General features: G+C 62.9%; 21 protein-coding genes and 1 pseudogene. 9 read left to right on the top strand and 13 right to left on the bottom strand.

Translation table 11 applies throughout. From position 1 onward, the window contains the following. Window positions 1–52: 52 nt before the first annotated feature. Window positions 53–2,008, bottom strand: a complete 1,956-nt coding sequence (locus ABE528_RS01060) for a WD40 repeat domain-containing protein (RefSeq protein WP_346651894.1) — start codon at window positions 2,006–2,008, stop codon at window positions 53–55. 76 nt (window positions 2,009–2,084) lie between these two features. Then, window positions 2,085–2,369 (bottom strand): hypothetical protein, encoded by a 285-nt coding sequence (locus ABE528_RS01055; RefSeq protein WP_346651893.1) that lies wholly within the window; start codon window positions 2,367–2,369, stop codon window positions 2,085–2,087. Between the two features lie 91 nt (window positions 2,370–2,460). On the opposite strand from ABE528_RS01055, the gene ABE528_RS01050 reads away from it, so the two are divergent. The 4 genes from ABE528_RS01050 (at window position 2,461) to ABE528_RS01035 (ending at window position 5,525) form a co-directional block, all read left to right on the top strand. Continuing rightward, complete coding sequence (locus ABE528_RS01050; RefSeq protein WP_346651892.1) at window positions 2,461–3,453, top strand: hypothetical protein; 993 nt, start codon at window positions 2,461–2,463, stop codon at window positions 3,451–3,453. A gap of 197 nt (window positions 3,454–3,650) precedes the next feature. After that, window positions 3,651–4,178 carry a DUF3455 domain-containing protein gene (locus ABE528_RS01045; protein WP_346651891.1) on the top strand — a complete coding sequence of 176 codons (528 nt, stop codon included), beginning with the start codon at window positions 3,651–3,653 and terminating at the stop codon, window positions 4,176–4,178. A gap of 103 nt (window positions 4,179–4,281) precedes the next feature. Next, entirely contained in the window at window positions 4,282–4,830 is a 549-nt protein-coding gene (locus ABE528_RS01040) for a sigma-70 family RNA polymerase sigma factor (protein ID WP_346651890.1), read from the top strand. Next, entirely contained in the window at window positions 4,827–5,525 is a 699-nt protein-coding gene (locus ABE528_RS01035) for an anti-sigma factor (protein WP_346651889.1), read from the top strand. The genes ABE528_RS01040 and ABE528_RS01035 overlap by 4 nt, the downstream gene beginning before the upstream one ends. Window positions 5,526–5,625: 100 nt before the next feature. Here the strand turns inward: ABE528_RS01035 and ABE528_RS01030 are convergent, their stop codons facing one another. From ABE528_RS01030 to ABE528_RS01015, 4 genes and pseudogenes are all read right to left on the bottom strand, one after another. Beyond that, the gene (locus ABE528_RS01030) at window positions 5,626–5,979 is read right to left on the bottom strand and encodes a CPCC family cysteine-rich protein (protein WP_152958364.1); all 354 of its coding nucleotides are present in this window, start codon (window positions 5,977–5,979) and stop codon (window positions 5,626–5,628) included. Window positions 5,980–6,783: 804 nt separating this feature from the next. Then, window positions 6,784–7,065: pseudogene (gene imm45 / locus ABE528_RS01025) on the bottom strand (Imm45 family immunity protein); the annotation flags it as partial. A gap of 292 nt (window positions 7,066–7,357) precedes the next feature. After that, window positions 7,358–7,744: a cupin domain-containing protein gene (locus ABE528_RS01020; protein ID WP_346651888.1), complete on the bottom strand. Its 387-nt coding sequence runs from the start codon at window positions 7,742–7,744 to the stop codon at window positions 7,358–7,360. 72 nt (window positions 7,745–7,816) lie between these two features. Beyond that, complete coding sequence (locus tag ABE528_RS01015; RefSeq protein ID WP_152958367.1) at window positions 7,817–8,641, bottom strand: AraC family transcriptional regulator; 825 nt, start codon at window positions 8,639–8,641, stop codon at window positions 7,817–7,819. Window positions 8,642–8,827: 186 nt separating this feature from the next. Here ABE528_RS01015 and ABE528_RS01010 point away from each other — a divergent pair, with 186 nt between their 5' ends. Further along, on the top strand, window positions 8,828–9,553 hold the full coding sequence (locus ABE528_RS01010; protein WP_346651887.1) for a tellurite resistance TerB family protein: 726 nt from the start codon (window positions 8,828–8,830) through the stop codon (window positions 9,551–9,553). A 63-nt stretch (window positions 9,554–9,616) separates the two neighbouring features. Here the strand turns inward: ABE528_RS01010 and ABE528_RS01005 are convergent, their stop codons facing one another. The 4 genes from ABE528_RS01005 to ABE528_RS00990 form a co-directional block, all read right to left on the bottom strand. Beyond that, complete coding sequence (locus ABE528_RS01005) at window positions 9,617–10,129, bottom strand: ProQ/FinO family protein (RefSeq protein WP_152958372.1); 513 nt, start codon at window positions 10,127–10,129, stop codon at window positions 9,617–9,619. Between the two features lie 121 nt (window positions 10,130–10,250). After that, window positions 10,251–10,601: a hydroxyisourate hydrolase gene (locus ABE528_RS01000; RefSeq protein WP_346651886.1), complete on the bottom strand. Its 351-nt coding sequence runs from the start codon at window positions 10,599–10,601 to the stop codon at window positions 10,251–10,253. After that, window positions 10,598–11,101, bottom strand: a complete 504-nt coding sequence (locus ABE528_RS00995; protein WP_346651885.1) for a nucleoside deaminase — start codon at window positions 11,099–11,101, stop codon at window positions 10,598–10,600. Before ABE528_RS00995 ends, ABE528_RS01000 begins: the two co-directional genes overlap by 4 nt. A gap of 61 nt (window positions 11,102–11,162) precedes the next feature. Then, window positions 11,163–12,500 (bottom strand): nucleobase:cation symporter-2 family protein, encoded by a 1,338-nt coding sequence (locus tag ABE528_RS00990; protein ID WP_346651884.1) that lies wholly within the window; start codon window positions 12,498–12,500, stop codon window positions 11,163–11,165. Between the two features lie 181 nt (window positions 12,501–12,681). On the opposite strand from ABE528_RS00990, the gene ABE528_RS00985 reads away from it, so the two are divergent. Next, window positions 12,682–13,596 (top strand): LysR family transcriptional regulator, encoded by a 915-nt coding sequence (locus ABE528_RS00985; protein WP_346651883.1) that lies wholly within the window; start codon window positions 12,682–12,684, stop codon window positions 13,594–13,596. Between the two features lie 10 nt (window positions 13,597–13,606). Here the strand turns inward: ABE528_RS00985 and ABE528_RS00980 are convergent, their stop codons facing one another. From ABE528_RS00980 to ABE528_RS00970, 3 genes are all read right to left on the bottom strand, one after another. Next, complete coding sequence (locus tag ABE528_RS00980; protein ID WP_346651882.1) at window positions 13,607–14,974, bottom strand: MFS transporter; 1,368 nt, start codon at window positions 14,972–14,974, stop codon at window positions 13,607–13,609. Window positions 14,975–15,070: 96 nt separating this feature from the next. Further along, entirely contained in the window at window positions 15,071–16,654 is a 1,584-nt protein-coding gene (locus tag ABE528_RS00975; RefSeq protein ID WP_346651881.1) for an aldehyde dehydrogenase (NADP(+)), read from the bottom strand. A gap of 98 nt (window positions 16,655–16,752) precedes the next feature. Continuing rightward, window positions 16,753–17,700, bottom strand: a complete 948-nt coding sequence (locus ABE528_RS00970; protein WP_152958383.1) for a LysR family transcriptional regulator — start codon at window positions 17,698–17,700, stop codon at window positions 16,753–16,755. Window positions 17,701–17,816: 116 nt separating this feature from the next. On the opposite strand from ABE528_RS00970, the gene ABE528_RS00965 reads away from it, so the two are divergent. The 3 genes from ABE528_RS00965 (at window position 17,817) to glsB (ending at window position 21,835) form a co-directional block, all read left to right on the top strand. Next, on the top strand, window positions 17,817–18,998 hold the full coding sequence (locus tag ABE528_RS00965; protein WP_152958384.1) for a fumarylacetoacetate hydrolase family protein: 1,182 nt from the start codon (window positions 17,817–17,819) through the stop codon (window positions 18,996–18,998). 19 nt (window positions 18,999–19,017) lie between these two features. Then, window positions 19,018–20,805 (top strand): IlvD/Edd family dehydratase, encoded by a 1,788-nt coding sequence (locus ABE528_RS00960; protein ID WP_346651880.1) that lies wholly within the window; start codon window positions 19,018–19,020, stop codon window positions 20,803–20,805. Between the two features lie 121 nt (window positions 20,806–20,926). Beyond that, window positions 20,927–21,835, top strand: a complete 909-nt coding sequence (gene glsB, locus ABE528_RS00955) for a glutaminase B (RefSeq protein ID WP_103446817.1) — start codon at window positions 20,927–20,929, stop codon at window positions 21,833–21,835. The last annotated feature ends 5 nt before the right edge of the window (window positions 21,836–21,840 follow it).

Here is a 21,840-nt window from a genome sequence, read left to right as displayed (position 1 = left end):
GCAGCTGTCAACCCATTGCGGACCGTCCAGCCTAGGAGATGTTTCAGTAGGCTCACGAACTTCCCGGCACATTCCAAGCAATCAGGCCGTTCGAGCATCGCCCCCACAGTTGTTTCCCTGAAAGGCTCCATTGCAGTTGCTTAATTCCACTGCATTTGGCGTCGCCGGTTTTCAGTATCAGCGATCGCCCGCTTTGCAGGTTCCATAGCACTACCGCATCTTCAGGTCCGCCGGTGCCCATTGCCAGCAGTCGACCGTCTGGCGACCCCACTGCGGTATCCAGTGAGTCCTGCCCCGGGAGTGTAAGCGAATAGCGAATCTTGCCACTGGCTATGTCGACAACATGCAGGCCAGGCTTTCGCCGTTGGCCCTCGATCAACACGAAGCCGACGGCAATCCATCCACCTTTGGCCGAACCAAATGGCTCCGGCGTCCACTGCGCCATGCCGCTGTCATCACGCAAGTCGACCTCACCAAAACGCCGAGGCAGCTTCACCACGCGCAGGACATGACCCGTTTTGCCGTCGATTTCGGTGAGCCCGTAAAGGTCTTCAACCCATGCGGTGGGCATCAATCCATCCCAATGTACGGGTTTGATCTGGCTGTTGGTCCGCGATGGCCCCTTCATGATGTCCTGGCGTGGGGAGGCATAGCGCAGCGTATACGTCCATACGCTGCCATCGCCAGCGGGTTGCGCAACCGGCTCCCACATTTCCAGCGTATCCCGATTGCCGCGATAGTTGTGGCGGTAAGTCAGCGGTACGCCATCTCCGTCATGCACGTAGTCGATGTAGTCGTAGCCCAGCCGGTCGGGTGTGTCGTAGGCCACTGGGTGGGTGGCCACCGTTGTGCTTTTCGCGTCAAAACGAATGACCAGACCTTCCAATGCCAGGTACGCCGAAGCCCCACTGACATCACGGGCCAATTGCGACTTGCTGTAACTCCCCGCAGACGTCCAGACCTCGTGCGGCTCGCCACCCGTGGCTGGCGACCAGTAAAGCAGTGCGCGTGGGTAGTCGCGGTATAGCAAAACGCTGTCATCGGCCAATACGGTGAATTTGTCCGTGCTGCGCGCAGCGAGCACGGCGGCTGCCTGGAGTATCTGCGCTTGGCTGTCCGGAAGGGTGAGTTTGGGCTCGCTAACCAGCGGAGGTTGTGTTGCAGGCGCGCGCCACTGTTCCGGCTTTGCTCCCAGTTGCAGATTGGCCTTGGGCAGTGCACTCAACGCGTCGTAGACCGGGCTGAATAGTTCCTGAGGCACACTTTGCCGATGCAACCGATCTGGGGCGGTAGGGCTGAAAATATCCAGTTTGACCAGTTCTCGCAGCCGGCCGGTGAAGTTGGCCTTAGGGTTGGGGAACTCGTCGACTCGCGTCAGGTAGACTGCGCTGGCAGGCTGCCCAAAAACAGCGTCAAGTTGCTTCACGTTGGCGACGAGGACACTTGTACTCCGCCCAAGTGCGCCTTGAGTGCGTCGCACGCTACCGTGCCAGTGCTTATATTGCTCCGTCAAAGGCGCCATGCTCTCGTTGCCGGATTGAAAGCGTAAAGTCCTTTCGATGCGCGCAACATGATCGGGTATTTCGGAACTGGCCAACGCCCCGTCGCGGACATCCTGCTGCAGCTTGGGTAGAACGACCTGAGCGACCAGGTTCTTCACCAAGTCGGGTCGACGCGACAGCAGTACCTCGCCCCACTCGTCGCTAAGGCGCGACAACGGCTGTTGAGCTACCTCGTCGTCCACGGGGCCAAGTTGCCTCAAGGCCGCAGCGACTATCGGCATAACCTGGGTGTATGGCAGGTACACGACGATTTCTACACTTGCAAGCCTGCGCCCGTCTTTGGCTAATTCGAGCGACTGCAAAGCCGAGGGCAGCGCACGTTCCAGGTCTTCGGCGGCAGGCGGACGGATCTGCCATCCCTGTGGTAACGCTGCCGCATGGTTTGAACCACCGCAGCCGATTGCTGCAATGCACACTACGTGCTTCCAGAAATTTGTCAGTTTCATGGAGATTGCCTCCTTGGCAGTATGGCGCTACGGGCTCGCTCCGTGTTGAGACTGCTCAGCCGAAGAAAGGAACCGGTTAGAAGAATGGAATTAACGTGGCAACTGCCGCACCGGCTTGAACTAAGAGCATTACCAAGAGCCATTTTGGCTCCCGCCGGATAAACCAGTAAACCGCGTTCAATATCATTGAAATCAGGTTGGTGAGCCCCAGGGTGGCGAGCGCAAGGATGCTCGAGATCTTGACAGGGGAAGTGGTTGGCGATTGCATCACGTAGACCGCCAGGATCGTGCCCACGATTACGATCGTGATCGAAAGGCCAGCGACCGTGCGGGTAAATCGTAATGCGTCGTCGGGCGTCATGCCGTGGAATATCCTTCTATGATCGGGCTTGGGACATCACTGCCAACTGGTCTATTCTGCGACGTTGACATAAGGGTTCACAAGGACGTCCATGATTCCTGTCGATATGCCGCTCATGTTGCTCGGCTACATGATCTACATCTTTTCCGAGGTATTTCTCTGGCTTTTCATCGCTGGCCTGATCGCCCTCCTGATTCCGCGAAGCCGTCGTTATATGGTGGAGCGGCGCTGGAGGTTCGGTTTGTTGCTGATGTTGCTGGCAGCCGGCAGTGTGCCTTACATCGAGTCCACCAACAGCCTCTGGCAGGATTGGCGTTCGCACAATCCCCGCCTCGAACACGAGGAAGTGCTCGGTGATTTGGTGCTTCCAGCCGGGACGCGAGTCCATCTGCAAAACCTGGAGCCTTTCAACGACCTGTCCGGCGATCCCGTGCCCTATGGCATGCAGAGCCTGGATCATGCTGATTTCGACCGCACGGCAGGTCACATCATGGGCATGCCTGTGCGTCGTCTGAAACTGGCGCAGGGCCATGGATTCGCGACGGTCGAGACCCTGTCGGCCCATGACCTGGCAGGATGGAAATGTGAGCCTGGGGAGATCGAGTTCGACTTTCCGTTCGGTGCTCATTTCAATTTTTCCGAATGGAAGATGAGTCGATGCACGCTGGCGCCAGGTACAGACCTGGGCGGCATCGTCTGGCCTGGACCGGTGACGGTATCCAGCAATACCACTAGTTGGGAGGCTAGGTCCGAGGAGAGCCCGGTCAAGGTACTGGGGATCGAATTGCGCTCACTGATCATGGTTCTGGATCGCCCATATGGGGATGGGCACTGGTGGCGAGGCTACGCAAACCAGCCCTTCACCTTCGGTGCTATTCACTATCCGGCCGATGTCCAGGTCAGCTGTGATCAGGGCCAGATGCAATTTAGCCTGCCACTGGGCGTGCAAGCCCTGGATCAACGCAGCAAAACGTTCATAGAGGGCGGGCAGACAGTGGTGCAGAGCATGGCCGGTATGGTGCTAGGAGTACGTACCAACGGCTCTATGGGTGTTTATTTTCCTGACGAACTCATAGTGCGCTGAGGCTGAATGAATTCATGCGGGTCGCAGAAGTACCTCCGTTTTATGCAGCACTCACTGGCAGCTTTGGGTCGTTAGCCGCTGGCCCTGACAGGCAAAAACTTTTTTTCCTTTCAGTGCATCTGGTCCGGTCGTTCGCGGGTATTGCTTATGGGTGGCCTATGACTGCCCAGCCAAATGTCTTGTCAGGAGCACTACCCATGAGCCTCAAACCCTCCGCCTGCCTGCTCGCCTGCTGCCTCGCCCTGGCGCTGCAACCCGCTCACGCACAATCCGCGCTGCCAGAGGCGGTCAAGGTCCCCGATGGCCATCGCGTCTTGCTCGAGACCGTGGGCGTCGGCGAGATCACTTATGAGTGCCGCGACAAAGCCAACACCCCCGGGCAAACCGAATGGACCTTCGTCGGCCCCAAGGCCGTTCTCAATGACCGCGCAGGCAAACAAGTGGGCGACTACTTCGGCCCGCCCGCCACCTGGCAAGCCAAGGACGGATCGAAAGTCACCGGCATCCAGCTGGCGGTGGCACCTGCAGACAAGGGGGCCATACCCTATCAACTGGTCAAGGCCAATCCGGCCGAAGGCAACGGCGCCATGCAGGGAGTCAGCTATATCCAGCGCCTGGCCACCCGCGGCGGCGTGGCGCCGGCAAGCGACTGCACGGCGCAGAACAAAGGTGCCAAGCAGGTTGTCCAGTACCAGGCCGACTATGTGTTCTGGACAGCCAAGTAAGACGCACTTGAGCAGACACCTTGCAATTGTTCATCTACGCTCGTTGGCAAGCCCCCGGCTGGATGGCCGGGGTACCTTGCATGACTCAAGGAAGCTGCACACGTTGAACTCGCCTGTCGCTCCCTTCGACTTTCACCGCTGCCTGCAGGCCTGCGCACAGGGCGACCGGCGCGCCCTGCAGGCGCTTTACGACCACGAAGGCGCGCGCCTGCTGGGCGTTGCCCGGCGCATCGCGCGTGACCACGCTAACGCGGAAGACATCGTCCACGATGCTTTTATTCGCATCTGGACCCGCGCCGCCAGTTTCGACCCTGCGCGCGGCTCGGCGCGCGGCTGGATCTACAGCATCACTCGCCACCTGGCACTCAATTCGATCCGCGATTCACGCCGTGAAACGGTGCTGGACGAAGCCGATATGGAGACGACGCCTGCATTGCACGGGGGATTGGATGAAATTGACCTCTGGTCTGGTTCGGCGAAGATCTACCGTTGCCTCGAAAAACTGCAGCCTGCACCGCAGCGTTGCATCCTGCACGCCTATGTGGACGGCTGCAGCCACGCCGAGATCGCCGGGCTGCTTGGGGCCCCATTGGGCACTGTCAAAGCCTGGATCAAGCGCAGCCTGAAGGCATTGCGGGAGTGCCTGGAATGAAGCCGGATACCGCCGAGGAAGTGGACAGCCTCGCCGGCGAGTATGTGCTGGGAACCTTGTCGCCACAGCAACATGCCACAGTCATTGAGCGCCTGGGCAGCGATCCGGCTTTGCGCGCCGCCGTGGATGCCTGGGAGGCACGTTTGCTGGAGCTGACCGCGCTGGCTGCGCCGCAACCAGCAAGCGCTCGCCTGTGGGGCCGTATCCAGCGCAGCCTGAGTGAGCTGGCCGCACCCGCCGTACAACAGCGAGTCAAATGGTGGCGACGCCTCGGCCTGTGGCAAGGGCTGAGTGCTGCGGGGCTGGCTGCAAGCGCGGTCCTGGCCTTTACATTGCTTACTGCGCCCGCGCCCACCACTCAATTCGTGGTGGTACTGGTGGCACCGAGCAGCCAGACCGCCGGCTGGGTGGTGCAGACCAGCGACAGCCGCATGATCGAGTTGATTCCGCTTGGCCACGATGTTGTCCCCGAAGGCATGGCCCTTCAGTTCTGGACCAAGGGAGAACAGTGGCGCGCACCAGTTTCACTGGGCCTGGTCAAGCCCGGAGAGCCCTATCGTGTCCCGCTGCAGAGCCTACCACCGCTGGAGGCCAACCAGTTGTTCGAGCTTACACTGGAGAAATCCAGCGGTTCACCTACCGGGCTGCCGACGGGGCCGGTTAAGTTCATTGGCCGCGCGGTAAAAGTGATTTGACCAAAAAGGTCTGCAACCACTGACCGCCATGGGTCGAAAGCAGCCGGTCCTGAATGGCCGCTATCGATCCAAAGCGGACTTTTTACGCCAATTCACGCTGCTAGGTCCGCAGCCAATAGTAGAGGTCGTACTTCGATTGCATATGTTGAGAATGTTGGTTGCCGGACTCGGCATCTGGGATATCAACTCGGCGAGCCCAGAGAGGGAACCACTCGCCATCCCGCACATCGCCATGGCTAGCCACTCGCACATTCTTCGACATGCCTCGCTCGCAGGCACCGAATTGGAAGAAGTTCACCTGCGCCTCAATCAAACTACATCTATTCGGGCCACCTTTCTGGTGAGGGTAGTAGAGTTGGAAGACGTCATCCTCCCAGAAACAAATTGGGCAGATTTCGTATGACCCTGGGGGGGCCTCGAAGACTCCATATCCGCAGCATGGGCAGGTAAACATCAAATCTCACTTATCGATGGCCGTATATTTTTGCTCGATTTTAGCCACATGCCAAACGACTGCAATGGGGCGACAGCGGTCTCTCATCAATTCCAGAAACCAGTGTCCAAGGGGGATGCATCCAACACAGGTTTACGCGTTTAGCGATGTCAGGCGTGCTCACGTCGGAAGATGCTTACATCGCTGGCGGTTGCTATGACCAAGGTCAGTCCTGAGTACGAGAAACCGAAGGCTCTCAACTCGCTCTCTATGGCCAATTTATGAAAGTTCGATGGGCGGTTGTAACGTGCGCCGTACAACCAGGAACCTGGTTCAACCAATAGCAGATGATGATCGGGCCAATCCAGACAGACGGTTTCGGTGACCCACCCATCTACAGTACCTGATGCGAGGCCACCACCACTCATACCGGACATGCGAATTGACTTGCCCGAAAGCGGACCTATGCCTTGGCACTCCAGATAGCGGTCAGTTCTCGGCTCTTCCGAATAATCCCTCGCAATCTTCTCCCCGCGCACGCAATCAATGACACCTCGGCCAGAGCTGGAAACTATGAGGAGATGTTCAGACTCACGACTGAAGCCGACTTCCATCAAGCCCGCAACGGCAAATGTAGCCGTACGTATCCACGGAGAGGGGACCACCACAGACCGCTCCCGGATAGCCGTGCGCAATGAGTCGAGGTGAGTTGTCTGCATGAATCGAATTCCCAAAACGGAGGGTTGCCACTGACACCTCGGTACGTACTTCGGTTGCAGTCAAGCCATGACGGGGACGACACCAACCACTCAATGGCTCGGATAGTCAATCAAACAACCCGGCGTGTGAGCCGGGCTCATAGCCATCAATCACAAGGACCTTCGAGATTTCACAGTCCGGATAGATCCACCTGCCCCAGTTTGCCACAACCCACTCCCTGCTGAGACCCAGGCATCCTGCATGGCTCTCCGCAGGCAGCATTATCAGCGGTAGGCCGGCTTTGTACCCAGTGGTAACCATCAGCCCAAAGCGACGATCCTCCTCCAGTGTTTCAAAAACCATGAAATCCACAACCTCTTCATACGGGTATAAACCCTTGGCTCCGAATACGGTTCCGCGAGCTCACCACAATGTTGGCCAGAAGCAAAAAGCTTCCTCGAACAGGCCTGATACATAGATGCAACCGGGTTCCGATGTTCAAAAGCAGCTAGTCAGTGTGGGCGAGTCCATACATAGGAGCGGATTTATCCGCGATGCACCGCGCGGGCGGCGCTCGATCTCATAGGCGCTGAGTATTTCGCGGCGAACACATCCGAGCACCGCACAAAACCCAAGGCATGCACCGTCAGGTCGTGAGCTACCGCTATCGCTCCAAAGCGCACATCGATACAACGTCAACTCAGATCCAGACGTCATTCACCGCCGTTCGCTCCCCTCCTTCATGACCGGTGTTCAAAACGCCTCGTGGCTCGATCATCATCAGTTTCGTTTCCGCCTGTGCCGCCGTTCTATGTTCTACCCCCCGTGGCACGACATAGAGCTCACCCGGCTGCACATACACGCAGCCCTCTGGCAGATCGATACGCAAGGTGCCTTCAAGCACCAGAAACGCTTCGTCGGTCTCGGGGTGCGAGTGCCAGATGAACTCCCCTTCTATGCGCACGACCTTGAATTGGTAGTCGTTCATTTCCGCGACCACCCTTGGGCTCCACTGTTGCTCGATCAGTGCAGCCTTGTGAGCCAAGTTCACAGGTTGCGATGGGTGTTGCGGGTGTAAGTCGGTCATGACAGATCCTCTGCTGTTAGAGCGATCAGCCTATCGAACGCAAAGCACGCGTCTCTTGTACGATCCTGCAAGTCAGCGGGCAGGCCGCAAGCGTTCCAGCCAGCGCAGCGGCGGCACGCCGTAGGTGCGAGTGAAGTGTCGGGTCATGTGGCTCTGGTCGTGGAAGCCTGCAGCGAGGGCGGCATCGACCAGGGTGAAGCCATCCAGGATCAGCCGGCGAAAACAGTCCAGCCGCCGTAGCGTGACAAAACGGTATGGGCTGGTGCCGTAAAGCGCCCGGAAGTCCCGAGACAAGCTCCATTGCTCACGCCCGCTGGCCTGTTCGAGCATTTCCAGTGTGATGCCGTGCTGAAGGTGCTCCATGATGAACGCCCTGGCGCGCTCGGCCGAGCGGTAGTCCAGGCGTTTGCGGCCACGTGGCTTGCCGCCGACTGCACGCAGCGCCATTGCCAAGTCATAGACGGCGTCCTGCTCCTCCAGTGTTTCCAGAGGATGATCCAGGGCCTGCACGAAGGCCTCGCTGGCGCGATAGAGGCGCGGGTCGCTGGACAGTCCGCCGGCAATGAAAGGCAACGGTTCGCCGCCGAGCACGTTCTGGATCAGCGAAGGGTCGATGTAGGCCATCCGGTAGCGAAAGCCGATATCCGTGCCGGCCATGCCGTCATGGACTTCGTCCGGGTGCAGCACCAGTGTGTTGCCCGGCACGCCGTGGCACAGCGCCCCCTTGTAGTGAAAGCTCTGCACGCCGGCAAGGGTTCGGCCTATCGAGTAGGTATCGTGCCGATGTGGGTCGTAGCCATGGCCGCCAAACCACGCCTCGATACGCTCCACGCTGCCGGGCGTGGCGCTGCGTATGACCCAGTCAGACGCGGATGACAGGTTTGCTTTTCGTTCCATGGATAGGCTTGCTGCCATTGCGCAATGTGGGTTGAGGGGGGCCATCCTATTGCAGATTTGCGTGGGCTCCCAATCCATTTCCGCTCGATGCCCGCCAGGGTCCGTCAGCCAGACGGTCATGGCGCATCGCCTTCAGAGGACTATCGTTGCTTGTCTGGGCAACGACTACCGATCGAGGTTAGCGCCATGAACACCAGTGACTTACTCGAACAGCTACTTCGGGCCGGGCAGAATTCACAAGCGCAACAAGGCAGCGGCGGCATGTCTTCGCAAGATGGCCTGGGCGGTTTGGGTGGTTTGCTGGGCGGCCTGCTTGGCGGCGGTAGCGCAACGGGCGGCGGCAATGGCCTTGGTGGTCTGCTGGGCGGCTTGTTGGGTGGCAGTAGTGGCAGCAGCGCTGGCGGCGCTTCCCAGGGGCGCGCCGCAGGTGGCATCAATTACGCGGCGCTGGCGTCATTGGGCATGATGGCGTTCCAGGCCTACCAAAGCTGGCAGCGCAACCAGGCGGCAGCCCCGCAACAGGCGGTGCGTACGGTCGATCAACTGTCCGGCCCCGAGGCCGAGGATCACAGCCATGCAATCTTGCGCGCACTGATTGCTGCTGCCAAAGCTGACGGGCGCATCGATGAGCAGGAAGAACAGTTGATCTACGCGCAAATCAAACGTCAGACCAGCGACCCACAATTGCAGCAATGGCTGGATGAAGAAGTCAGCAAGCCACTCGACGCGGCCGAGGTGGCGCAGTCAGCGAAAGACCCGGCCATGGCCGCGGAAATGTACCTGGCCAGCGTGATGCTGGTGGATGACCAGCAGGACGCTGAGCGGGCTTACCTTGATGAATTGGCCAGCGCGCTGCAGATTGACCCGGCGTTGCAGGTGCACCTGGAGCAGCAGGCCAAGGGGGCAGCCTGACGGGCAGACGCCCAGGCCCCAACGCCATCAAACTCGATGGCGCAGGGCCGAGCGCGACTGGGCTCAGTCCGCAGGCTGTTCCACTGCGGTTTCGGCGACCGGGGCCGGGGCCGCCGCTTTTGCCTTCGCACGGTCCTTGCGGCCTTTGCCACGCTGCCGCGAAGCCTGCTGCTTGGCATACAGCGCCTGGCCGGCGGTGACAACGCCTGCGGGCTGGCCATTCAAGTCCAGGCGCGGCGCACCTTCCACCATGCTTGCCCAGTAGCGGTTGCCCCGGCACCAGGTCGAAATGCCCAGCTTGAGCTGTTCAACGGTGATACCGAGCAGCTCCAGGTGTTGCTCGGCATCCTTGAAGATGCCCTCTTTGAGCGGCACCTTGGGGGCCGGGTTGACCGGGAAGGCCAACGGGAAATGCTTCTGCAGTGGCCAGATGGCTTCCACCGCCGGGTCCTGCTCACGCGCCTTGGCCTGCGGGGCGGGCTTGCGCTTGGCAGGGCGCGGGGTTTCGGCCTTTGCCTGCTGCTCTTTTTCAGACCGCAGGCGGTCACGTAACTCAGCTAGTTGTTCAAAACCCATCGTTAATTCACTGCTTCTACGTTGATTGCGTGGCGCAAGGATAAGCCATGCAGCGCTTGGTAGCAGCAGAAAGAGGATGAATCGCTGCTGATTTAGTCATCAGGCATGCCCACACGCCCGTTCAAGCGCCACCGCGAAAGCAACTGACGCCCCAGGCGGTGATCTTGAATGGCAAGTGATAGTGCGCCTGCGCATCGCCGATACCGAAGCGGTACACCAGTTCATCCAGAAAGGGTATTTCAGGCAGCTGCGCACCTGTCTCACGATAAAACCGGGCCACCTGCAAACGCACTTCATAGACGCCCACCCCGAATAGCGCGTTCAATTCAGCCAGCCCCGCCCACTGGCCGCGCGCATCGATGATGCCCTGCGCGATCGGCGCGCCGCCCGCTAACCCGATGCTCAGGCGCAGCCCTTGCGCGGCAAGCCCGCTGGCAATGTCGACAACATGCACCGAGACGCCACCGTTCATGCCCAGAAGCCCTGGTGAGCAACCGCGGCCTCTTCCTCAAGCACCGGGCCATGCACCTGCACGGTGCGCTGACCGCGGGCAAACACCTCGCGGCACGGCAGCGAAAAGGTGGGGTTTTCCGGGTGCGCACCGGTCAGCCCGAGCAGGGCGTGCTCCGACAACGCATAGACCACCCGGCCAATCCCGGTCCAGTACACCGCGCCAGCGCACATGCAGCAGGGCTCGGCGCTGGTGTACAGGGTGCAGCCGGCCAGTTGTTCCGGGGTCAGCCGCTTGGCGGCGAGCGCCGCTGCGACCAGCTCGGCATGCTGGGTCGGGTCGCCCTCCGGCGGCATGGAGTTGTTACCGGCGCTGGCGATGATCTGCCCTTGCGCATCGGCCACGAGGGCAGCGAATGGGTGGCGGCCGTCCTTGCGCGATTGCTCGGACAGGCGGATCGACTCGCGCAGCAGGGCCAGGTCCAACTCGGACAGGTCGGCGCCGGGGCGGGTGAACGTCATGGCTGTTACTCCTTGAACGGCAGTTGAAAGCGCGCCAGCTGGCGCGCCGGAAAATACAGGCTCACTGGGCCAGGGGGGTATCGATGGCGTCCTGGCTGCTGGGTTCGGGTTCACGGTTGAGCAGCAGGTTGAGCAGGATGGCGCTGACGGCGGCAAGGAAGATCCCGCTTTCCAGCACCAGCTTCAGCGGGCCGCTGACATGCTCGAACAGCGCCGGCATCGACATCGGCAACACCCCGATGCTGACCGACACCGCCACCACCAGGCCGTTGCGGGTGCCCTCGAAGCGCACGCGGGCCAGTTCCTGGATGCCCGCCACCGTGGTCATGCCGAACATCACGATGGCGCAGCCACCGAGCACAGGCGTCGGCACACTGGCGATCAGCGCGCCCAGTTTGGGGAACAGCCCCATCAACACCATGATGGCGCCCGCTGCGGCGACCACGAAGCGGCTCTTGACGCCGGAAAGCGCGATCAGGCCGGTGTTTTGCGTGAACGCGTTGTAAGGAAAGCTGTTGAACAGGCCCCCCAGCAGGGTCGACAGGCCATCGGCGCGGAACGCGTTGCCTAGGGTGCGCTGGTCGGTAGGCTTGCCGGTCAGCTTGCCAATGGCCAGGCAGTTGCCGGTGGTCTCGGCCATGATCACCAGCATCGCCAGCAGCATGATCAGCACCGGGGTGAAGGAGAACTGCGGCACGCCGAACGCCATCGGCGCGCTGAGCTCGAACCACGCGGCACCGGCTACCCGGCTGAAGTCGGTCATGCCAAAGGCCGCGGCCACCACGCTGCCGGCAATCAGCCCCAGGAGCACGCTGAGGTTGCCGATAAAGCCACGAAACCGTGCGTGGATCACCAGCGTCAGCGCCACCGTGGCCACGCCCAGCATCAGGTTGGCCGGCTTGCCGAAGTCCGCAGTACCTGGCTGCCCTCCCCCCAGCCAGATGGCCGCAGCCGGCATCAGCGAAATGCCGATGACGGTGATCAGGCTGCCGATCACCACTGGCGGGAAGAACCGCAGCAAACGGCTGAACAGCGGCGCGATGGCAATGGTGAGCGCACCGGCCGCGATCACCGCACCGAACACGTGAGGTAGCCCGAACGCCTTGCCGATCATGATCATCGGCGCCAAGGCAATGAACGAGCAGCCCTGGATCAACGGCAAGCGTGCGCCGAAACGCCATAGCCCGAGGGTTTGCAGCAAGGTGGCGACACCCGAGGTGAGCAGGTTGGCATTGATCAACGTCACCACCTGGGCCTGGGTCAGCCCCAGGGCGCTGCCCAAAATCAGTGGCACGGCAACGGCACCGGCGTACATCACCAGCACATGCTGCAGGCCGAAGGTGAACAGCTGCCGCGCAGGCAGTACTTCGTCCACGGGATGGATAACAGGTTGGCTCATGTCGTGAATCTCCTGAAGTGCGGCTCTTTTTATTGTTGAAGGCGCCCGGAGTGACATGCAGCGCAGGGACGCGTGGCAGCTGTCGCCGATGTCGAAGTGAAGATTCCTGTGAAAACACCGATGGAGCAAATGATTAACCATCGTTACTATCGATGGATCGAGCCGTGAACAGGATCAGGTGATGCGCTTTTCACTGGAGCAGTTGCAAGTGTTCGTCAGCGCTGTGCAGGCTGGCTCGTTTTCGGCCGCAGCGCGGCGACTGGGGCGCACCCAGTCGACGGTCAGCGCGGCCATCAGCAACCTGGAAACCGACCTGGGCGTGCAACTGTTCGACCGCTCCAGCCGCATCCCGGCATTGACCGCCGCAGGCCATAAACTGCTGCTGCGCGCCGAGGGCATCCTTGAGCGTTGCTATGCCCTGGAGGGCAGCGCCGACAGCCTGGCCGGCCAGGTGGAAGCCGCGCTGACCCTGGCGATCGAGGTGCCTTATGGGCCGCTGATACCGCCGTTCAAGGACTTTGACGCGGCGTTTCCTTTTGTTGACCTGCTGATCCGCCACCCGCTGCACGGCGATGTCAGCGAGATGATCCTCACCGGCGAGGCGGACCTGGGGGTGAGCTTCGCCCAGCCCCACTACCCGCCGGAGCTGGCCTTCCAGCAGTTGGGCAAGCTGATCATGACCCACGTCTGCCACCCAGGGTTCGCCCTGGCACGGCAGAGCCCGGTGAGCTTTGCCGACCTCAACGCCCATCGCCGGCTGGCCTTCTTCGCCCATGCCGACAAGCTGCCCAGCAGCGAATACCTGCGGGCCGGGCAGCTGTGGCGGGCGGAGAGTTACCTGGCGTTGGTAGAGATGGTGCGCGGCGGGCTTGGCTGGGCGACCCTGCCGCGCCAACTGGTGCAGCAAGAGCTGGACAGCGGGCAGCTGGTGGAGCTGCAACTGGAGGCCTACCCCCACACCGACTGGCTGGTGGGGGTAGACCTGTTGTGGCATCGCAAGCGCCAGCCTGGGCCGGCGGCGCGCTACCTGCGCGAGTGCCTGCAGCGCAGCAAGGTGTTCGAGCTGGACCGCATGGGCAGGTCCACCACCTTGTGAGCGGCGCCGCTTACGCCGCTTCCAGTTCGAGCTGCTGGCGCGGCTGGGCGCCGGAACGCTTGAGCATGGCGGCGGGGATCGCCAGGATCAGCAGGCCGCTGACGAACAGGCACAGGCCCAGCACATAGGTGCCATTGTTGATGTCGCCGGTCAGGGTCTCCGCCATCGCCGTGATCATCGAGCCGGTGAAGCCCGACAGGTTGCCGATGGCGTTGATCATGCCGATCCCCGCCGCCGCCGCGACACCCGACAACACCGTGCCCGGCAGCGTCCAGTAGATCGGCATCAGGCTCAGCACACCCGAGGCCGCCACCGTCAGGAACAGGATCGACAACGTCACGTCATGGGCGAACGCAGCGCTGAGGATCAGGCCGCAGCCACCGATGAACGCGGGAATCGCGGCATGCCAGCGACGCTCGCCGGTGCGGTTGGAGTGGCGTGCGTTGAGGAACATGGCAATGATCGCCACGCTGTAGGGAATGGCGGTCAGCAAGCCGATCTGCAGGGTGCTGGTCACGCCCGCGCTCTTGATGATCGACGGCATCCAGAAGGCCAGGCCATAGAAGCCAGTGTTGAAGGTCAGCAGGATCAGCACCAGCAACCACACCCGCGGGTTGAAGAACACCTCGCTCAAGCGCGAGACCTTGCCGTGCGCTTCCTGTTGCAGGTTGGCCTTGAGCAGTTGCTTCTGCGCCTCCGTCAGCCAGGCGGCCTTGTCGATGTTGTCGCACAGGCAGGTGAACACCACCACGGCCATGATCACCGAAGGCACGCCCTCGATCAGCAGCATCCACTGCCAGCCCGCCATTTCATGCCAGCCATCCAGGCGGGTCATCAGCCAGCCCGACAGCACGCCACCCAGGGTGAGGCTGACCGGCATCGCCATCAGAAAGCCCGACATCACCCGGCTTTGCCGATGGGTCGGGAACCAGTAGTTGAGGTAGAGGATCACGCCGGGGAAGAACCCGGCCTCGCAGATGCCCAGCAAAAAGCGCAGCACGTAGAACATGGTGCTGGACTCGATGTGGAAGAACCCGGCCAACGGCTGGGTGAACGCCACCGCCATCGAGATGATTGCCCAGCTCAGCATGATCCGTGCGATCCAGAAGCGCGCGCCATAGCGATGCAGCAGCAGGTTGCTGGGCACTTCGAACAGGAAGTAGCCCCAGAAGAACACGCTGGCACCAAGGGCATAGACGGTGTTGCTGAACTGCAGGTCGTCGAGCATGCTCAGCTTGGCAAAGCCGATATTGACCCGGTCAAGGTAGGCGGCGATGTAACACAGCAGCAGGATCGGCAGGATACGCAGGATGACCTTTCGGTAGGTGCGGTCTTCGAACGCCTGATCGTGGGTGGGGGCGACAGAGTGATGAGCCATGGCCAAGCCTCTTGGCATGTCGTGCATGCCTGATTGTTGTTATTGGAAGCCCACCGGGTGCATGCGCAGCCGGCGGGTGACTATCAGCAGCGGTAATCAGCGAATCGGGTCACGACTGGGCTGGCCATCGACCAGGCGCAGCAGCCCCAGCGGGTTGGCGTCGCGCAGCGCCTCGGGCAGCAACGCATCGGGGAAGTTCTGGTAGCACACCGGGCGCAGGAAACGGTCGATCGCCAGGCTGCCGACCGAGGTGCCACGGCTGTCGGAGGTGGCCGGGAACGGGCCGCCATGGACCATGGCGTCACACACCTCGACACCGGTCGGGTAGCCGTTGACCAGCACGCGGCCGGCCTTCTGCTCCAGCAACGCCACCAGTGGCGCAGCGTGCGCAAGGTCGCCTGGCTCGCCGATCAGCGTGGCGGTCAGTTGCCCGCCCAGCGCCTGTAGCGCAGCCAGCAACTGGGCCTGGTCGGCAAGCTCGACCACCACAGTGGCCGGGCCGAAGATTTCCTCCTGCAGCAGCGCTTCGCCAGCCAGCAGCAACTGCGCATCAGCCTGGAACAGCTGCGGCCAGGCCTGGTTGCCCTGTTGCTCGGCGCCGGCCAGCAGGCGCACGCCGGCCTGCGCCTTGAGCGTGGCCACGCCGTGGGCATAGCTGGCCAGGGTGCCGGCATTGAGCATGGTCTGTGGCGGCTGCTCGGCCATCTGCGCAGTGAGGTGCTCGACAAAGGCGCTGAAGGCTGGTGAACGCACCCCCAGCACCAGGCCCGGGTTGGTGCAGAACTGCCCACAGCCCAGCACCACCGAAGCCGTCAGTTCGCGGGCCACGGCCTCACCGCGCACGGCCAGCGCCCCGGGCAGCACCAGCACCGGGTTGATGCTGCTCATTTCGGCGAACACCGGGATCGGCTGCGGCCGCGCCGCCGCCATGTCGCACAGGGCACGGCCACCCTTGAGCGAACCGGTGAAGCCCACGGCCTGGATGGCCGGGTGCTTGACCAGCGCCTCGCCGACCCGGCCACCGTAGATCATGTTGAACACCCCGGCCGGCATCGCACAACGCTCGGCGGCGGCGACGATGGCCTCGGCCACCCACTGCGCCGTGGCCATGTGGCCGCTGTGGGCCTTGAACACCACCGGGCAGCCGGCGGCCAGCGCCGCGGCAGTGTCGCCACCGGCCGTGGAAAATGCCAAGGGGAAGTTGCTGGCACCGAACACCGCGACCGGCCCCAGCCCCATGCGGCACTGGCGGATGTCCAGGCGCGGCAGCGGGGTACGTTGGGGCTGCGCACGGTCGATGCGCGCACCGACAAAATCACCGCGGCGCAACACCGTGGCGAACAACCTCAGCTGGCCGCTGGTACGCGCCCGTTCGCCGTGGATTCGGGCTGGCGGCAAGGCTGTTTCCTGGCATACGGTAGCAATGAAGTCTTCACCCAAGGCATCGAGTGCATCGGCAATTGCGTCGAGAAACTCGGCGCGGCGGGCGGCGGGCAAGGCCCGGTACACAGGATAGGCAGCGGCAGCGGCCTGGGCTGCGGCATCGACTTCCTCGTCGCTGGCTTGGTAGAACGCGCCTGGCAGTGGCTGCCCGCTGCGCGCATCGACACTGTACAAGGCCGCCTGACCGGTGGCGCGGCGAACCCCGCCGATGAATTGCTGGCCTGCGTGGGGCGTCATGGATGATTCCTCGGCATTGCGAAAGACATGGGGGGCTAATCTAGGCGGCTCTGCGATGCTTTCCCAATGGCATTTATCGATCATCCGATAACGCCGCGTTATCGCTCCCCTTCCCCGCGGCCCGCGTGGGCCAGCAGGATTTCAGCGAACTCCAGCGCCGCCCCGCTCAACGGCTCGCCTTTGCGGGTGAGGATGCCGTAGTCCTGCGGCGCCAGGTGCAGCGGGGTGTCGAGGTTGACCAGCACGCCGCTGGCCAGGTGCGGCTCGACCATCGCCTGGGGCAACATGCCGATCATCGGCCCGCCCAGCAGCACCTTGAGGAAGGTCTGCATGGAGATGGTATCGATGGTGTTGCGCGGCACGGCCACGCCAGCCTCGGCGAAGGCCCGCTCCATGCGCCCACGAATGGGCGTGCCCTTGGGGTAGAGAATCCATGGCCACTCCAGCAGCTGCGGCAAGGTCACCGGCCCGGCAGCGCTGAGCGGGTGCTGATCGTTGACCACAAAGCAGAACGGTTCCGGCGCCAGCGGCTGGAAGTCGAAGCGCTGGTGCTGGGACACGTCGGTGAAGCGCGCCACGGCCAGGTGCAAGTGCTTGTCTTCGAGCATGGCCATCAGGTGGTCGCTGGTCTGCTCCACCACCTCGATCGCCAGCAGCGGCTTGCGCTGCTTGATCGCGACGATGGCATCGGGCAACGCCACGGCGGTGGCGGCGAAAATGCCGCCCACCTTCAACTGCCCGTGCCCGCCCTGGCGCAGGCTGTCGATCTGGTCGACGAAGTTGCGCGCATCGTTCAAGGCCACCTGGGCATAGCGCAGCACCTGCTCGCCAAGCGCCGTGGGCGGCATGCTGCGCGGCAGGCGTTCGAACAGGGCAAAACCGAGCAGGTGCTCGATTTCCTTGAGCATCTTGCTGATCGCCGGCTGGGTCAGGTTCATCTGCTGCGCCGCGACGTGCATGTTGTGCGTGCGCCCGAGGGTCTCGATCAGCAACAGATGGCGGAACTTGAGCCAGTTGCAAACGTGGGAAAAGGAAAGGTCCGACATGCAAGCCCCTGTCGCTGCGATAACCGCTTGTTATTGAATAGTGAGATTAAGCCATTGGAGTTTATCGCGCCGCTTGCCTAGCGTGCAGCTCTCACGTTCCGAGAGATTGCGATGCCATGCCGATGACCCTCACTCCCGCCAACACCTTGCCTGCGGACGGCCTGACCGGCACCCTGATCGGCCGCGCCTGGGCCCCCGGCGAGCCCGGCGGCCCCTCGCCGATCACCTTGCGCGCCGACGGGGTGTTCGACCTGTCCGAACGCTTCGCCACCCTCAGCCAGTTGCTGGAAAGCGAAGATCCGTTGCACGCCGTGCGCAGCACCCCGGGCCGCTTCCTGGGCAGCCTGGAAGCGTTGCTGGCCAACAGCGGTGAAGCGTTCGACGCCAACCAGCCCTACCTGCTCGCACCGGTTGACCTGCAGGTAATCAAGGCCGCAGGCGTGACCTTCGCCGCCAGCATGATCGAGCGGGTCATCGAAGAGCAGGCAGCCGGTGATGCCAGCAAGGCCGAGGCGGTGCGCGCCACCGTGCACTCGGTAATTGGTAACAACCTGCGCGCAGTGCGCCCCGGCTCACCACAGGCCATGGCCCTGAAGGCGCTGCTGATCGAACAAGGCATGTGGTCGCAATACCTGGAAGTGGGCATCGGGCCGGATGCCGAAGTGTTCACCAAGGCCCCGGTGCTGGCCGCCGTCGGCAGCGGCAGTGCGATTGGCGTGCACCCAGGCTCGGCATGGAACAACCCCGAGCCCGAGGTGGTGCTGGCGGTCGACAGCCGCGGGCGCATCCACGGCGCCACCTTGGGCAACGACGTCAACCTGCGCGACTTCGAAGGCCGCAGCGCGCTGTTGCTGAGCAAGGCCAAGGACAACAACGCCTCGTGCGCCGTCGGCCCGTTCATCCGCCTGTTCGACGACACCTTCGACCTGGACGCGGTGCGCCACTGCGTGGTCGACCTGGAGGTCCAGGGTGAGGACGGCTACCGCCTGGTCGGCAGCAGCTCGATGGACCAGATCAGCCGCGACCCTGAAGACCTGGTGCGCCAGACCCTCAACGCCAACCATCAATACCCCGACGGCTTCCTGCTGTTCCTTGGTACGCTGTTTGCCCCCATCGAGGACCGTGACCAGCCGGGCGCCGGGTTCACCCACAAACTGGGTGACCGGGTACGCATCGCCAGCCCCCTGCTCGGCCAGTTGCACAACCAGGTCACCACCAGCGACCAGGCAACGCCATGGACCTTTGGCCTTGGCGCGATGATGCGCAACCTGGCCGCCCGCGGCCTGCTGCATCGCTAAAACAACAAGAGAGCATGACATGACCGATACCGCGAAACGCCCGCTGCGCAGCCAGCAATGGTTCGACGACCCGAGCCACGCCGACATGACCGCGCTGTACGTCGAGCGCTACATGAACTACGGCCTGACCCGCGACGAACTGCAGTCGGGCCGGCCGATCATCGGCATTGCCCAGACCGGCAGCGACCTTACCCCCTGCAACCGCCACCACATCGAACTGGCCCAGCGGATCAAGGCCGGCATCCGCGATGCCGGCGGCATTCCCATGGAATTCCCGGTGCACCCGATTGCCGAGCAGAGCCGCCGCCCCACTGCCGCCCTGGACCGCAACCTGGCCTACCTGGGCCTGGTGGAAATCCTCCACGGCTACCCGCTGGACGGCGTGGTACTGACCACCGGCTGTGACAAGACCACCCCCGCCTGCCTGATGGCCGCCGCCACCACCGACCTGCCGGCCATCGTGCTGTCGGGCGGGCCGATGCTCGACGGCCATCACAAAGGCCAGCTGATTGGCTCGGGCACGGTGCTGTGGCACGCCCGCAACCTGATGGCTGCGGGTGAAATCGACTACGAAGGCTTCATGGAAATGACCACGGCCGCCTCGCCGTCGGTGGGCCACTGCAACACCATGGGCACGGCGCTGTCGATGAACGCCCTGGCCGAAGCCCTGGGCATGTCGCTGCCGGGCTGCGCCAGCATCCCGGCGCCCTACCGCGAACGTGGGCAGATGGCCTATGCGACCGGCAGGCGCATCTGCGAACTGGTGCTGCAGGACGTGCGCCCGTCCGCGATCATGACCCGCGAAGCCTTCGAAAACGCCATTGCCGTGGCCTCGGCACTGGGCGCCTCAAGCAACTGCCCGCCGCACCTGATTGCCATCGCCCGGCACATGGGCATCGAGCTGTCGCTGGACGACTGGCAGCGCATCGGCGAAGACGTGCCCTTGCTGGTCAACTGCATGCCAGCCGGCAAGTACCTGGGCGAAGGCTTCCACCGCGCCGGCGGCGTGCCTGCCGTGATGCATGAACTGCGCAAGGCCGGGCGCCTGCACGAGGCCTGCGCCACGGTCAGCGGCAAGACCATCGGCGAGGTGGTCAGCGATACGGTCACCAGCAACCGCGAGGTGATCCTGCCGTTCGACGCCCCGCTCAAGCACAGTGCAGGGTTCATCGTGCTCAGCGGCAACTTCTTCGACAGCGCGATCATGAAGATGTCGGTGGTCGGCGAAGCCTTCCGCAAGACCTACCTGGCCGAGCCCGGCAAGGAGAACAGCTTCGAGGCCCGCGCCATCGTGTTCGAGGGCCCGGAGGACTACCACGCGCGCATCGACGACCCGTCGCTGGACATCGACGAGCGTTGCATCCTGGTGATCCGCGGCGCCGGTACCGTGGGTTACCCAGGCAGCGCCGAAGTGGTCAACATGGCGCCCCCGGCCGCCCTGATCAAGCAAGGCATCGACTCGCTGCCCTGCCTGGGCGACGGCCGCCAGAGCGGCACCTCGGCCAGCCCGTCGATCCTCAACATGTCGCCGGAAGCGGCGGTCGGCGGCGGCCTGGCGCTGTTGCAGACCAACGACTGGCTGCGCGTGGACCTCAACCAGCGCCGCGTCGACCTGCTGGTGGACGATGAGGAAGTGGCCCGCCGCCGCGCCGCCTGGAAGCCGAATATCCCGGCCTCGCAGACGCCCTGGCAGGAACTCTACCGCCAGCTCGTGGGGCAGTTGTCCACCGGTGGCTGCCTGGAGCCGGCGACCCTGCACATGCGCGTGATCGCCCGGGAAGGCGGGATGCCGCGGCATTCGCACTAAGAGGGTTGCCGGAAGGGGCCACTGCGACATTTCATTTGCGGGTGTGTGATTTCTCTTGTTCAGTCTGCGTCACAAGCGCAACCCCCTCGCTGTCGTCCGGGGACTGATAACAAGGCCTTCCATGCAAACGCTGTTGAACGAGATTCTCGACGAAGTGCGCCCCTTGATCGGCAAGGGCAAAGTGGCTGACTACATCCCAGCGCTGGCCGACGTGCCAGCCAATCAGCTGGGCATTGCCGTCTATGGCAACGACGGCAGCCACTACTGCGCAGGCGACGCCCTGGTACCGTTTTCGGTGCAGAGTATTTCCAAGGTGTTCAGCCTGGTCCAGGCGATTGGCCACTCCGGTGAAGCCATCTGGGAGCGCCTGGGCCATGAGCCCTCCGGCCAGCCGTTCAACTCGCTGGTGCAGCTGGAGTTCGAGCGTGGGCGGCCGCGCAATCCGTTCATCAACGCCGGCGCGCTGGTGATCTGCGATATCAACCAGTCGCGCTTTGCCGCGCCCACCTTGTCGATGCGCGACTTTGTCCGCCGGTTGTCGGCCAACCCCCACATTGCGATCGATGCCCGCGTCGCCGATTCGGAATACCAGTTTCGCGCGCGCAACGCCGCCATGGCTTACCTGATGCAGTCGTTTGGCAACTTCCATAACGAAGTCGAGACGGTGCTGCGCAGCTACTTCAGTTATTGCGCGCTGCAAATGAGCTGCCTGGACCTGGCGCGAGCCTTCTGCTTCCTGGCCAACGACGGCTTCTGCAAGCACAGCGGTGAGCAGATCCTCAGCCGGCGCCAGACCCAGCAGGTGAACTCGATCATGGCCACCAGCGGGCTGTACGACGAGGCCGGCAATTTTGCCTACCGGGTCGGGTTGCCCGGCAAGAGCGGCGTGGGCGGCGGGATCGTGGCAATCGTGCCGGGGCAATTTACCGTGTGCGTGTGGTCGCCGGAGCTGAACGCGGCGGGCAACTCCCTGGCAGGGATGGCGGCGCTGGAGCTGCTCAGTTCACGGATCGGCTGGTCGGTGTTCTGATCAGG

The sequence above is a fragment of the Pseudomonas sp. TWI628 genome (assembly GCF_039673865.1).
GTDB lineage: Bacteria > Pseudomonadota > Gammaproteobacteria > Pseudomonadales > Pseudomonadaceae > Aquipseudomonas.
The sequence above is the reverse complement of the archived record's forward strand: the minus strand, read 5'-3'. Positions and strand labels throughout refer to the sequence as shown.

Coding starts and splice junctions, on each gene's coding strand:
- ABE528_RS01060 (WP_346651894.1), bottom strand. CDS start 2,008: ATGAAACTGACAAATTTCTGGAAGCACGTAGTGTGCATTGCAGCAATC.
- ABE528_RS01055 (WP_346651893.1), bottom strand. CDS start 2,369: ATGACGCCCGACGACGCATTACGATTTACCCGCACGGTCGCTGGCCTT.
- ABE528_RS01050 (WP_346651892.1), top strand. CDS start 2,461: ATGATTCCTGTCGATATGCCGCTCATGTTGCTCGGCTACATGATCTAC.
- ABE528_RS01045 (WP_346651891.1), top strand. CDS start 3,651: ATGAGCCTCAAACCCTCCGCCTGCCTGCTCGCCTGCTGCCTCGCCCTG.
- ABE528_RS01035 (WP_346651889.1), top strand. CDS start 4,827: ATGAAGCCGGATACCGCCGAGGAAGTGGACAGCCTCGCCGGCGAGTAT.
- ABE528_RS01030 (WP_152958364.1), bottom strand. CDS start 5,979: ATGTTTACCTGCCCATGCTGCGGATATGGAGTCTTCGAGGCCCCCCCA.
- ABE528_RS01020 (WP_346651888.1), bottom strand. CDS start 7,744: ATGACCGACTTACACCCGCAACACCCATCGCAACCTGTGAACTTGGCT.
- ABE528_RS01015 (WP_152958367.1), bottom strand. CDS start 8,641: ATGGAACGAAAAGCAAACCTGTCATCCGCGTCTGACTGGGTCATACGC.
- ABE528_RS01010 (WP_346651887.1), top strand. CDS start 8,828: ATGAACACCAGTGACTTACTCGAACAGCTACTTCGGGCCGGGCAGAAT.
- ABE528_RS01005 (WP_152958372.1), bottom strand. CDS start 10,129: ATGGGTTTTGAACAACTAGCTGAGTTACGTGACCGCCTGCGGTCTGAA.
- ABE528_RS01000 (WP_346651886.1), bottom strand. CDS start 10,601: ATGAACGGTGGCGTCTCGGTGCATGTTGTCGACATTGCCAGCGGGCTT.
- ABE528_RS00995 (WP_346651885.1), bottom strand. CDS start 11,101: ATGACGTTCACCCGCCCCGGCGCCGACCTGTCCGAGTTGGACCTGGCC.
- ABE528_RS00990 (WP_346651884.1), bottom strand. CDS start 12,500: ATGAGCCAACCTGTTATCCATCCCGTGGACGAAGTACTGCCTGCGCGG.
- ABE528_RS00985 (WP_346651883.1), top strand. CDS start 12,682: ATGCGCTTTTCACTGGAGCAGTTGCAAGTGTTCGTCAGCGCTGTGCAG.
- ABE528_RS00980 (WP_346651882.1), bottom strand. CDS start 14,974: ATGGCTCATCACTCTGTCGCCCCCACCCACGATCAGGCGTTCGAAGAC.
- ABE528_RS00975 (WP_346651881.1), bottom strand. CDS start 16,654: ATGACGCCCCACGCAGGCCAGCAATTCATCGGCGGGGTTCGCCGCGCC.
- ABE528_RS00970 (WP_152958383.1), bottom strand. CDS start 17,700: ATGTCGGACCTTTCCTTTTCCCACGTTTGCAACTGGCTCAAGTTCCGC.
- ABE528_RS00965 (WP_152958384.1), top strand. CDS start 17,817: ATGCCGATGACCCTCACTCCCGCCAACACCTTGCCTGCGGACGGCCTG.
- ABE528_RS00960 (WP_346651880.1), top strand. CDS start 19,018: ATGACCGATACCGCGAAACGCCCGCTGCGCAGCCAGCAATGGTTCGAC.
- glsB (WP_103446817.1), top strand. CDS start 20,927: ATGCAAACGCTGTTGAACGAGATTCTCGACGAAGTGCGCCCCTTGATC.